This window comes from Nonomuraea sp. NPDC050643 (assembly GCF_040654715.1).
Lineage (GTDB): Bacteria > Actinomycetota > Actinomycetes > Streptosporangiales > Streptosporangiaceae > Nonomuraea.
The window spans coordinates 1-12,113 of the sequence record NZ_JBFAIM010000104.1 but is presented as its reverse complement, the minus strand read 5'-3'; the positions used below and the strand labels follow the sequence as shown (position 1 = coordinate 12,113).

General features: G+C 71.8%; 10 protein-coding genes. 6 read left to right on the top strand and 4 right to left on the bottom strand.

Going from position 1 to position 12,113, the window contains the following annotated elements:
• The first annotated feature begins 10 nt into the window (after positions 1–10).
• A complete protein-coding gene (locus AB0I15_RS62740; protein ID WP_358119125.1) occupies positions 11–709 on the top strand; it encodes a TetR/AcrR family transcriptional regulator C-terminal domain-containing protein in 699 nt (232 codons plus the stop codon).
• Between the two features lie 59 nt (positions 710–768).
• Here AB0I15_RS62740 and AB0I15_RS62735 read toward each other — a convergent pair whose 3' ends face one another.
• From AB0I15_RS62735 to AB0I15_RS62725, 3 genes are read right to left on the bottom strand one after another with little or no spacing between them, the layout of a single operon-like run.
• Complete coding sequence (locus AB0I15_RS62735) at positions 769–2,769, bottom strand: sugar isomerase domain-containing protein (RefSeq protein ID WP_358119123.1); 2,001 nt, start codon at positions 2,767–2,769, stop codon at positions 769–771.
• Positions 2,766–3,707: a BadF/BadG/BcrA/BcrD ATPase family protein gene (locus tag AB0I15_RS62730; RefSeq protein WP_358119121.1), complete on the bottom strand. Its 942-nt coding sequence runs from the start codon at positions 3,705–3,707 to the stop codon at positions 2,766–2,768. Before AB0I15_RS62730 ends, AB0I15_RS62735 begins: the two co-directional genes overlap by 4 nt.
• Positions 3,707–4,219, bottom strand: a complete 513-nt coding sequence (locus tag AB0I15_RS62725; RefSeq protein WP_358119185.1) for a carbohydrate ABC transporter permease — start codon at positions 4,217–4,219, stop codon at positions 3,707–3,709. Before AB0I15_RS62725 ends, AB0I15_RS62730 begins: the two co-directional genes overlap by 1 nt.
• 350 nt (positions 4,220–4,569) lie before the next feature.
• On the opposite strand from AB0I15_RS62725, the gene AB0I15_RS62720 reads away from it, so the two are divergent.
• The 3 genes from AB0I15_RS62720 to AB0I15_RS62710 all read left to right on the top strand — a co-directional run bounded on the left by AB0I15_RS62720 (position 4,570) and on the right by AB0I15_RS62710 (position 7,681).
• Positions 4,570–5,343 carry a GntR family transcriptional regulator gene (locus AB0I15_RS62720; RefSeq protein WP_358119119.1) on the top strand — a complete coding sequence of 258 codons (774 nt, stop codon included), beginning with the start codon at positions 4,570–4,572 and terminating at the stop codon, positions 5,341–5,343.
• 152 nt (positions 5,344–5,495) lie between these two features.
• A complete protein-coding gene (locus AB0I15_RS62715; RefSeq protein WP_358119117.1) occupies positions 5,496–6,539 on the top strand; it encodes an endonuclease/exonuclease/phosphatase family protein in 1,044 nt (347 codons plus the stop codon).
• A 530-nt stretch (positions 6,540–7,069) separates the two neighbouring features.
• Positions 7,070–7,681, top strand: coding sequence for a metallophosphoesterase (locus AB0I15_RS62710; protein ID WP_358119115.1), 612 nt, complete (start codon positions 7,070–7,072; stop codon positions 7,679–7,681).
• Here AB0I15_RS62710 and AB0I15_RS62705 read toward each other — a convergent pair.
• Positions 7,666–8,220, bottom strand: a complete 555-nt coding sequence (locus tag AB0I15_RS62705) for a dihydrofolate reductase family protein (RefSeq protein WP_358119113.1) — start codon at positions 8,218–8,220, stop codon at positions 7,666–7,668. The two genes, AB0I15_RS62710 and AB0I15_RS62705, sit on opposite strands and share 16 nt — an antisense overlap.
• A 371-nt stretch (positions 8,221–8,591) precedes the next feature.
• Here AB0I15_RS62705 and AB0I15_RS62700 point away from each other — a divergent pair, with 371 nt between their 5' ends.
• Entirely contained in the window at positions 8,592–11,042 is a 2,451-nt protein-coding gene (locus AB0I15_RS62700) for a trypsin-like serine protease (RefSeq protein WP_358119112.1), read from the top strand.
• 91 nt (positions 11,043–11,133) lie between these two features.
• Positions 11,134–12,113: ALF repeat-containing protein (locus AB0I15_RS62695; protein WP_358119110.1), on the top strand; the 980-nt coding region annotated here is incomplete at its 3' end.

Sequence of the window (12,113 nt, the reverse complement as noted above, 5' to 3'; positions counted from 1 at the left end):
CGATGTAACCATGACTGTGTGGGACCGGCCAGAACCGCCGACTCGCCCCGTGCCGCTCGACCGGGAGCGCATCGTCGCCGCCGCCATCGCGCTGGCCGACGAGGGTGGGCTGGAGGCGGTGTCGTTGCGCAAGGTCGCCGCCCGGCTGGACGCCGGCCCGATGCGGTTGTACGGATACATCTCCACCAAGGAGGAGCTGTTCGACCTCATGGTGGACGAGGTTCACGCCGAGATCCTCCCCGAGGAGCAGCCCGGCGACTGGCGGGAGGTGCTGCGCGTCCGCGCCCACCGCACCAGGCAGGCCACCCTCCGTCACGAATGGCTGGCCGACCTGCTCGGCGGCCGTCCGACCCTGGGCCCGAACGCCCTCGCCGTGACCGAGGCCACGCTGGCCGCTCTCGACGGCCTCGCCGACCTCGACACCGTCATGCGCGCCGTGGAGATCGTCAGCGCCTACTTCACCGGCGCGATCAGGCGCGAGATCGCGGACCTGCGGGCCGAGCGCGCCACGGGCCTGTCCAAGCGCGACTGGCAGCGCGCCTCCGGCCCGCATGTGATGAGGATGCTGGCCACGGGCCGCTTCCCGGCGCTGGCCAAGGCCGTGCACGACGGCACGGAGGTGGCCGCCGAGGAGTCGTTCGCGACCGGCCTGGACTGGGTCCTCGACGCCGTGGCCGCCAAGCTCACCCGGCCACCGGCCGGCGTCTAGGAGGCGGTCGTCCGCTGGGGGGACGGGTGTGGCCGGAACGCCGTCCCCCCGGCTCGTGATCACGGTTCGACCGGGCGTACCCGTCCGTGATAGCGCTCGTACAGTGCCGCGTTGTGGCCGTCGCCGCCGGCGAGGTTGGCCGAGACGAAGGCCGGGACGTCCGCCCCCTGAGCGAGCAGCCTCCTGCAGACGAGCTCGGCCAGCACCTGCGCGATGAGCACCCCGGTGAAGGTGGAGACCGAGCCGACGCGAAGCCCGGCGGCGAGCTCGACCGTGGCGTCACCCGCCGGCGCGCAGTTGTCGATCACCACGTCCGCGAGGTCGGCCAGGTGTGGTCCGTCCACCGTGCGCGCGGACGGCGAGCGGGTGTGCCCGAGCGACGTCACCGCGATCACGCGCTGGCCGTTGGCGCGGGCCAGTTGCGCCATCTCGACGATCGCCGCGTTGATCCCGGAATTCGACACGATGAGGAACACGTCGGCCGGATCCGGCTTCGCCAGCGTGTAGATCCGCTCGGCGAGGCCGGGGGTCCGCTCGTACGTCGGGTCCAGGATCAGCGCCGGGTCCTCGCCGCCGAACATCACCAGGTCCTTGACGGCGAGCATGCTCACGGCCGCCAGGCCGCCGGCCCGGCCGGTGAGCTCCAGCGCGACGGCTCGCGAGTGCCCGGTGGCGAACGCCTGGAGCACCCCGCCGGCGGCGATCGAGCCGGCGACCAGCTCGGCCGCCCGGCCGATGGCGTCCATCTGCGTCGTCAGCACCTTGTCGACGAGCGTTCCCGCCCGGACGGCGAACTGGGATGCGGCCATGGGGCTCCCCAGCGCCTCGACGGCCCTGGCCGCGACCGCCACGACGCGTTCGCCGCTGCCCTCCTCGACCGGGCTGACAAGCGTCTCGTACGTGGCCGGGGTGCCGCGGCTGGGCAGGTACCCCAGGTAGCCGTTGGCGTAGCCGAGCACGATCACCGGCGCGCCGGCCACAGGGGACGTGGCGCGGATGGCCTCGCCGAGTTCGAGGAAGAGCTCGCCCGGCACGGCCACGAGCGTGACGTCACCGAGCCGGATCGCCTGGATCTCGATCTCGTAGGCCTGGGTGCGTTCCTGGGCCTGGAGGCCGCGCGCGATCCGCCGCCCCTGGTGGAGCACGCTCCGGTTCCGCGCGCCGGCCGTCTGCGTGTCCGCGGCTGCGGTCAGGGCGGCGACGATCTCCGCGGGCCGCTTGGGAGGGAGTTCGACGCGGAGGGAGACGGGCGGGAGCACGGACGCCCGCCCCGGCTCGCCCGCGGAGGGGTCCGTGACGGTGGGCCGCCCGCCCGCAGGCGGCACCATGACGGCGAGCCGCTCGGCCACCAGCAGGCCGAGCCGGTCGACCTCCGCGCGGTCGCGGGCCCGGCGGGTGTGCCGCGTGCTGATGTCGCCGGCGGCGCCGGTGGCCGTCACGATCCAGCGGTCATCGGCCCGCAGGGCGCGCCTGATGCCGCCGTTGAGGTCCGCGCTGGCGCCGCTGTTGTCCGCGGGGAGCACCGTGGGGTGTACGGGTGAGACCACGATGACGCCCCTGACCTCGCCCGCCGGGGACGAGACGACCAGTGTGTCCACCGGCACGTCGGTGGTGTCGCGGTCCGAGAGCAGGCGCCGGCCGCCCACCTCGGGGACGCTCGCCCGCCTGGCGTCCAGCAGGGCGTCCCGCTCGTCGGCGAGCGCGGCGGTGACGGCCCGGAGCGCCGCCTGACGCAGGCGCTCCGCCAGCGAGCCGGGTGTCGTGGCGCCGCCGGGCACGCACCCGGACTCCGGGCCGGCATGGGTGTGCGTGGCCGCCACACAGCAGGAGTCGACGCCGAGGTCACGGACGGCGCTCCGGATCGACTCGACGACGTCGCTGTTCACGCACACGAGGTCGGCGACGATCAGCGCGAATCGGTGCCCGTCGTCGGCGAAGGTGACGGCGTGGACCTCCAGCGGATCGAGGGTGCCGGACACGCCCTCCGTCCGGTCGGCGTACCCGCCCATGGCCTCGCCCATGACGACGTCGAGTCGCTCGACACCATGCCCGGCCCTCACTCCTGCTCTCCCGCAGGGGTGGTGTGCTGCCGCAGCAGGTCTCGATACGGTTCTTGCGAGCGGAGCAAGATCAATCCACCTTCCAGAGCTGTGGCCACCGGCGCGACCAGGTCCAACCCGCGGTCGGACAGGTCCGTGGCCAGAAATGTGTGCAAAAGGTCGCCGGGAACGAGGAGACGTCCGCTGTAGGAGATCCGCGGGCCCGCGTCCGGCAGGCGCGCCGCCGCCGCGGCGGCGCCCGCCGCGAGCGCCGCGGCCGCTTCCGCGCAGATGCCGCGTGCGACCGGATCCCGTTCGGCGGCTCGCAGGACGGTACGCGCGAAGGCGGCGATCCGCGGGACCAGCGCGGCGTCCCGGTAGAAGCGCTGCAGGCTGCCCAGGTCGGTGCCGCCGAGCTCCGCCGTGAGCCGGTCGGCCAGTTCGGTCGCCGGGCCCACGCCGTCGCAGGCCGCCGCGGCGGCGCGCAGCCCGGCCAGGCCGATGGCGTGGGCGCTGCCGCGATCCCCGAGCAGCGGTCCCCAGCCGTCGACTTTGACGCTGCGCCCGGTGGCGCCGATCGAGAGGACGGTCGTGCCGGTGCCGGCGCACAACACCGTGCCCACGCCGGCGAGTGCGCCGGCGTGGGCGAGCAGCGCGTCCTCCACGAGGTGAACCGGGCACCCGAGGAAGTTCTCGAGCAGGGAACGCAGCCGGCGCCTCAGGGCCGGATCGCCCGGCAGGCCGGTGAGACCCACGGCCGCACCGGCGGGGGACGCGGGCAGGCGGACCGACCCGGCCGCGGCCCGGACGCTGTCGAAGATCCGGGCGACGCCGTCCTCGCCCGGCCGGTAGGACATGCCGGGCCCGACGCCGTACTGCCGGCCGTGCCTGGTGTCCACGAGCAGACGGAGCTCGGACTTGCCGCCGTCGATGCTGATGAGAGACTCGCGATCCGCCATCACCGTGACATACCCGCCGTCAGCCCGGCGATGATCTGCTTGGTGGCGAGCGCGAACACCAGGGCCAGCGGCGCCAGGGCGATCACCAGCCCGGCGAACAAGGTCGCGCGGTCGGTGGCGAACTCGCCGAAGAAGCGGGTCAGGCCTACGGGAACGGTGTACTTGGAGTCGCTGCGCAGCAGGACGAGCGGGTAGAAGAAGTCGTTCCACGTGGGCGCGAACTGGAAGACGGTGACCACGGCCAGGGCCGGGCGCAGGAGCGGCAGGGCGATCGAGACGAACAGCCGTCCCTCGTGCGCGCCGTCGAGGCGGGCGGCCTCTTCGAGCTCGGTGGGCAGCCCGCGCATGAAGCCCATGATCACAAAGGTCGAGAACGGCACGCCGCCGGCCGCGTACAGCAGCACCAGGCCGGACCGGGTGTCGATCAAGCCCATGGACTGGAACATGTAGAAGACCGGAAGCAGCCCGAGCTTGGCCGGGATCATCAGCCCCGACAGGAAGAAGGCGGCCAGGAGCGTCCTCGGCGCTGGAGCGCCCGGCGACGAACGTCGAGAACGCCTCGGAGGCCAGGTCCCAGGCGGTGGGGGTGCCGCCGGAGAAGTACGCGTAGGTGACGTACGGGCTGGGATCGGCCTGGTAGGCCGCCAGCGCCTGCGCGAGCAGCGGGTCCTGGGGCTTCACGCCCGGCACCGCCGAGATCAAGCCGCGCCGTGTGCGAAACATGTGAATTTCTCCATATCGGGCGCTTGTGCGATGGCCTGGAAGCTAATACTGGTATAGACCGTATGTCAACGGCCGTCCAGGTGCCGCCGGGCGTGAGCCGCTCATAGGATGGCCCGACCACGATGGGGAGGGGGCGGCGGTGCCGAGACCGCGACACGAACCGCGGGACGTCGCTCCAGAGGTGTTCTCGGGGGGCGAGGGGAGCCCGAAGGGCAAGCACATCCAGGACGTGCTGACCGCCCTGGTGCTCGACATGCGTGACGGCGCCCTGCTCCCCTCCGAGCGCGTCCTGGCCGAGCGCTTCGGCGTGGCCCGGATGACCGTGCGCGGGGCGATCGACGACCTGGCGGCGCGCGGGCTGGTCAGGCGGGTCGCGGGCCGGGGCACGTTCGTGCAGCAGCCCACCCTCATCCACTCCGACAACTTCCGCTCCTTCAGCGAGGACATGCGGATGCGCGGCATGGCGCCCGGCGCCAAGAGCTACCGCGGCCGCACCCGGCCCGCCCCGCGCGACGTCGCGGCCCGCCTCGGCCTGGCGCCCGGCGACCCGGTTCACTCCATCGAGCGGGTGCGGACCGCCGACGGCGTCCCCATGGCGCTGGAGCGCACCAACCTGTCCGCCGGGCGGTTCCCGAACCTGCTCGCCGAGATGAGGCGGGACGACTCGCTCTTCGAGCTCCTCGGCCGGCTGTTCGGCGTGCGCCTGGAGACCGCGGAGCAGACCGTCTCCATCAGCCGTCTGAGCAGGAGCGAGGCCAGGCGGCTCGAGGTGCCGGACTACGAGCCGGCGTTCCTCGTGGAGCGCGTCGCGGTGGACAACATGGGCAACGTCGTGGAGTTCGGCCGGTCGCTGTACCGCGGCGACCGCTACGTCATCCAGATGCACGTCAGCCGCCCGCCGACCGCCGGCTGACCCGCCCGTCACCTTCGGGCGGCTCCGTCCCCCGACCCCCTGCGGCACATGTCCCGCTCTTGTCACTCCCTCCGCTCGGCGTTACGTTTCCGCCGAATACCGGTCTAGACAGGAATGACCGAGTGGCGGGCTCATCCTCAGGGAGAGGCACCATGAGATTCAGGGTCACCACGGTGGTGGCAGCGGCCGCATTCCTCCTGGCGACGCCCACCGTCGCCGTCGCGGATCCGGCGAGCCCCGCGCCGGCCGGGCAGCCCGAGCGCAGGGTCCGGATGCTGGACTTCAACTTCGCGGGCAACGGCTTCAACGGCGGCAGCACGGGCGCGCCGGTCGACGACGCCGTGACGAAGATCCACGAGCAGCGCGCGGAGATCATCGGACTCAACGAGATGTGTTACACGCAGTGGGTCGTCCTGCGGGACCGGCTGAAGGCGAAGCCTGGCTACGCCGGCCTCACCGAGCAGGTCGTCGTGACGAACCACGCCATCCCCAACTGCTACGACGCGCAGGTCAACCCCGACGGCTGGCACGTCATGGGGTTGCTGAGCAAGCACCCGTCCGACCGGGTGGCGTTCGACGGCACGCCCTACCTGGACCTCGGCCACCACCATCGCCAGCGCTTCCGCAAGCTCGTCTGCGGTGACGTGCACGTGCCCCGCGCGAAGGTCGTCCGCGCGTGCGTGACCCACACCGAGGTGCCCCTGGTCATCATCGACGAGAAGTCGTTCCCCGACGCCCCCGACATCACCGCCGACCCTCACTACGGCCGGTCCATCGACTACGCACAGTCGAAGCTGATCGCCGAGTCCATCACGCCGATGGCCCGCCGGATGCCGGTGGCGCTGCTCGGCGACCTGAACGAGCTGCCGTTCCTGCCGTCGCTCACCCACTTCTACGCCAAGTGCGGCGGTACGGGGGTGTTCGACGAGGTCGACGGAGCCGACCCGCGCTGGCGCGGCAACATCAGGCACTGGAATCTCGGGACCGAGGACTGCCCGCACCGCCAGGGCGAGTGGACCATGGGCGCCGATGGGCTGCCTGACGACTACGACCGCCCCTACCAGAGCAACCGGAAGATCGATTACATTTTCGTGGACCGCCGGCACTTCAAAGTGGGCCCCGGCTCCGGCTGGGTCGTCACGACGCCGTACTCCGACCACCGCATCGTCGTCGGCGATGTCGTGCTGAAGCACTGAGGGGACGCCATGCGCAGGCGAACGAGAATGTGCGCGGCGGCGCTGGCCGCCGCCCTCCTGCCGGCCCCCGGCCTGGCGGCGCCGGCCACGGCGGCCACCCGGCCAGCGTACTTCCGCATCCTCCCCTACCTGCGGAGCCCCAGCTCCTCGGGCATCACGATCACCTGGTTCACCGAGGACGGCCGGCCGGGACGGCTGACCGTCCGCGGCCCGGGTATCCGCGGCGACCGGAGCTCGCGGGTCGCCGGCCGGCTCCAGCCGGAGCTCGCCTACACGGCCGCCGAGCTCGGCCAGGAGATCCCAGGGCTCGAACAGGGATCGTGGCTCGAAGGTCCGGACAGCTACAAGCACTCCACGCAGGTGAGCGATCTGCGACCGGGGACCCGCTACCAGTACACGGTGGAGCAGGGCGGAGCGACCTTCCGCGGTCGGTTCCACACCGCCCCGGACGCCGGCCGCTGGCAGCGCATCAGGCTGATCGCCATGTCCGACTCCGAGACCGAGCCGCGCGGGCGCGTACAGCGCCGGGAGTGGGCGCCAGGCGCGGGTGCCGCCGGCCGGCCGCCACCACCGGTGCGCTCTGGGACCGCACGTACGGCACCACCGTCCTGTCCGGAACGCCCGTCCTGCGCTATCCCCTCACCGAGGACGAGGGCCTGCGCCGCAACCTCGCGGTCGTGCGCGACAGATCACCCGACGCCGTGCTGTTCACCGGGGACCTCGTCCAGGGCGGCGGCTACCAGCCCGGCTGGGACGAGTTCTTCCGCCACACCGCGGGCTCGTCCGGCGACCTGCTGACCGGGGTGCCCGTCATCCCGGCGTTCGGCAACTGGGAGAGCTTCGGCGCGCTCAACGGCGGGTACGGGACGCCGCAGGACCGGACTCCCGTCGTGCGCTCGCGCGCCAAGTTCCATGCCTACTTCGACGCCCCGGACAACGGGACGCCGGAACACCGCGACAACTACCACCGCATCGACTACGGCCCGGTCACCGTGCTCACGCTCGACAGCAACAACGGCGAGCCGACGGCACACCCACCCGCTGACCCGAGGGGCGCCGCCGGCCGAGCACCAGCAGGAGTCGCGGGTCACGGCCGGCCCCTCGCCGCTGGTGCCCTCCTGGCCGGTCAGGGTCGTACGTAGCGCCGGAACGTGGTTCCCGAGGCGAAGGAACGCTGCTCGACCAGGCGCAGCCGCAGTGCCTCTCGTACGGGCAGGTACGGCTTACCGCCTCCGATGATCACGGGGAACGCGTACACCCAGAACTCGTCGATCAGGTCCAGGAGGGAGACGGCCAGTTCGGCGCCGCCGAGCTGGAGGGTGCCGTCGATGTCCCGCTTGAGGCGCGTCACCACGGACACGGCGTCCTCACGGCGGACGATCGTGAGCCCTTCGGGGACGGTCTGGAGGGTGTCGGAGAAGACGTACCGTGGCGTCTCCTTGTAGAGCTGGGCGAACTCCCGCTCGAGGGGCGGGGCGCCTTCCTTGCCGAGGTCCTGCGTCCAGGGCTTTTCCATCGCCTCGTACAGCCGCCGCCCGAACAGGAACGCCGAGATCCGGCGCACATGGTCGTTCGCGGCCTGCCGAAAGTCCTCTGGCGGGTCCATGAAGTCCATGCCGCCGTCAGGATCCTCGACGTAGCCGTCGGTCGAGGTGTTCATCCAGTAGATGACCTTGCCCATGAGACCTCTCCTTGGTCGTAGCCGTCCTCCAAAGTAAAGACGGGATGGAGCACCGGAACTCATCGCAGGCGGGGCGACCGAACACCGGGACCGTGCTCGGGGACGAGACGGGCGTCAGCCCGAGCCCCACGCTCCGCCGCCTCCGCCGCCGACGCCACGAGCGGCTACATCGGGGTGGCGTTCCACCCCCATGGTGACCTCCTGGCCAGCACCGCGCACGACAACACCGTCCGGATGTACCGCTCCCTTCGTGTGCCGTGAAGCAGCCGTGAAGCAGGCGTGAAAGCGGCTTCCGCGATGATTGCGCGCAACGAGGCTGTGTGTGCAACCGCTGTCGTTTGCCGGCCATCGGGCGGAAGTGAGAGTCGTCGATGCGTTTTCTGTTATGCCGCGGTGCACTCGTCGGGCTGGCAGTCGGTGGGATGGTGGCCGTCGCGACGCTGCCCGCCGTGCCCGCTCTCGGCATCGCGGGTGGGTCGGCGGCGCCCGCCGACGGGTACGGGTTCGTGGCGGACGTCAGGGTGGGCGACGCGGTGCGCGGCTGTTCCGGCGCGCTGATCGATCCGGAGTGGATCGTGACGGCCAGGTCCTGCTTCGCCGAGGGTTCCAGCCCGGTGCCGACCGGCCCGCCGTCGCAGCCGACCACCGTCACCGTCGGCCGGGAGAACCTGACCACCACCAGCAAGGGGCAGACGCGCAGCGTGACGCACGTGGTCCCGCACCCGGCGCGCGACCTCCTGCTGGCCAAGCTGTCCAGCCCCGTGGTCGAGGTGACACCGGTGCGGGTGAGCGCGACCGCGCCGGCGTCCGGAGAGGTGCTGCAGGTCGCCGGCTTCGGGCGTACGGCGACGAAATGGGTGCCGCACCGGCTGCACACGGCGCCCTTTTCCGTACAGACGGTGAACACCGAGGCTCTCGAGATCACCGGCGATTCCTCGGCACCGGCGACCATCTGCAAGGGAGACGCCGGCGGGCCGGCGCTGCGCGGTGCCGCGGCGGGCCTCGAGCTGGTCGCCCTGCACACCGCGTCCTGGCAGGCGGGCTGCCTCGACACCGACGCGTCGGAGACCCGTACCGCGGCGACCGAGACCCGGCTGGACAACGTCCGCGACTGGGTGCGGCAGACCGTGCGGGGAGGCGCCTTCGTCCGCCTGCCCACCAGCGCGTCGGTCCTCGACACGCGGTCCGGGCTGGGCACGGACGCCGGCCCGCGGCCCGCGGGCAGCCTCACGCCGTTCCAGGTGACCGGGGTGGGCGGCGTGCCGGCCACCGGCGTCACCGCGGTGCTCGTCGACGTCACGGCCGTGACGACCGAGCCCACCTTTCTGACGCTGCTGCCAGAGGGCGCGCCGCGCCCGCCCCTGTCGATGCTGAACGCCACCGCGAACCAGATCATCTCCAACACCGCGGTGGTGCCCGTGCCCGCCGGCGGAAAGATCGCCGTCTACAGCAATGGCGCCGGCGCGCACGTGGTGGTCGACGTCCAGGGCTACTACACCACCTCGGGGAGCGCCGGGCGGGGCTTCGTCCCGGTCGACCACACCCGGGTCGTGGACACCCGCAGCAGCCTGGGCGGCGCGGGCGGCATCGTGCCGCCGTGGGGGACGCGCACCTTCACCCTGACGGGTGGCGCCATCCCGGCCGGGGCCGGCGCGGCGTACCTGGACCTCATCGTGACCGACGCGACCCAGCAAGGCTGGGTCGGCGCCTTCCCGCCCGGAGGCGCGAACAACCGCAGCGTCATGGACTTCGTGCCCGGTACGACCGCGCACGGCGTGGCGGTGCAACTGAGCGCGGACGGACGCGCGACGTTCACGAACAACAGCGCCTCGCCGGTGCACTTCGTTTCGACCGCGCTGGGCTACTTCACCGGCAGCGCGGACGTCGGCGCGAGACTGCGCACGATGGCGGCGACGCGCCTGCTGGACACCCGCACGGTCGGCGACGGCGAGCCCATCGCGGCGAACGGCACCATCGACGTGCCGCTCGGCGTGCCGGCGGGCACCACGGCGGCCCTGAACCTGACCGTCGTCGACAACACGGCGGACGGGCACCTCAACGTCTGGCCGGTCGACGGCCTCGAGAGGACCACGTCGCTGGTCAACTACGCGCGACCGGCCGACGGCGTACGCGCTGGGCACACCGTGGTCAAGGTCGGAACCGGGGGCAAGGTCCGGATCAGGAACAACAGTTCCGGCACCGCGCACCTGCTGGTCGAGATCCAGGGCTGGTACGTCGGCGACCTCGTACCGGCCGGGGGCACCCAGGCCGAAGGCGGTGCCGCCGGCCTCCAGGCCGCCGGTGACTCGATCGTGGAGACCTTCGTCTATCCCGCCACCTTCCATCACGAGTACGCGGGCACCTCCGGTCAGGTCAACTGGAGTCCGGTCGAGGCCGAGGCGCAGAACTTCGAGCTGATCACTGGGAACGGCGGGATCATCTGGGTCTCGTGCACGGCGTCCACGGAGAACGGGGTCGGCGTGATCAAGGTGTTCCCGGGCTTGTTGAACGGAGACACCGAGGTCGGCGAGCCGCACCTCGGTGTGACGGCGGTGTGCTTCAAGGTCCTCGGGCCGACGGGAATGGTGAAGATCCGGATCCCGAACGTCTACGAGGTGCAGGGAGACGGCCGCTCACCGGGGGCCGGCCATGACGTGGACGCGACAGTCGTGAACGTGTCGTCCGGCGTGGAGCGGACCAAGCTCGTCGAGCGGGACGAGAGCGAGCAGTTCGGACGTACGGACGTCACGTGCGACGAGAACCACCCGGATTTCCCTGACAACTGCCGAGAGACCCTGCTGGAACTGCGGGTCGTCGACTGAGGACGGAACGACCGGCCGGCATAGGAAAGCCGGCCGGTCGTCCTGCCCATTCATTTTTTAAGCATCGACCGAAATGGTGGGAGTGACGGCGATGAATGTGATGCGCGCGTTACGCGGCAGGACCCCATGGCAGACGGCGAGTGTCATCGGCGTCGTGCTCTCGTTACTTCTCGTGGGCAGCCCGATGGGTGGAACACGGGCCGCGGCGACGGTGACGGATCCACCCAGCGCCCCGGTATGCGAACGACAGACGGTTCTGGACGCATGGGTCACGGGCGGCGTGAACGTCCGTCCGGCCGCGGAGGCGGCTCTGCTCGGAGACAGGGCGGCGATCTGTGCCTTCCTTGACCGGCTTCCCCGGCTCGCGGCGCAGGACGATCGCGAACAGGTCGGCCGCATCAAGACCCGCGGAGGGGCCGAGGTGTCCGCCGCCGCCAACGCCGCCCTGGTCTCGGACGACTCCGGTGCCGTGGCGGCGTTCCTCGACGGCGGTTGGGAGACCGCTCGGGAGATCGACCTGCGCGCCAGCGTGAACGAGATGAAGGCGGCCGGTGGGCCGGAGGTCAAGGCCGCCGCGAACGTGGTGCTGCGCAACGGGTCGCGTGAAGCCCTGGGGCGGTTCATCGAGTCGGGATGGCGGGTGCCGTACAGGTTGGACCTGCGGGCCGTCGTCAATCGCGCGATGGCTGAAGGCGGCCCGCAGGTGCAGGCCGCGGCGAACCGGGCGCTTCAGGACGGCAGCCAGGAGATGCACGAGCGCTTCGTCCAGATCGACTGGGGTGTGGCCCAGGCCAGGGACAACGAGAACCAGACCTTGAACGATCTTCGGACGAGCGCCACCGAGGCGACTCTCCGTGCGGCCCTCGAGACGACCTCCGCGGTCGCGCAGGCCGATCGCGCCGAGGCCGAGGCCCTGGCGGCCAAGAACGACGCGCAGGAGGCGGAACGCCTCGCCGCGGCGGCGGGGCAGGAGTCGGCGGTCGCCAAGGCTCAGGCACAACGTGCGGCCGAGGCCGCCGACCGCGCCGTGGCGGCGTCCCGTGTCGCCGTACGGGCCGCGCGGGCGGCGGC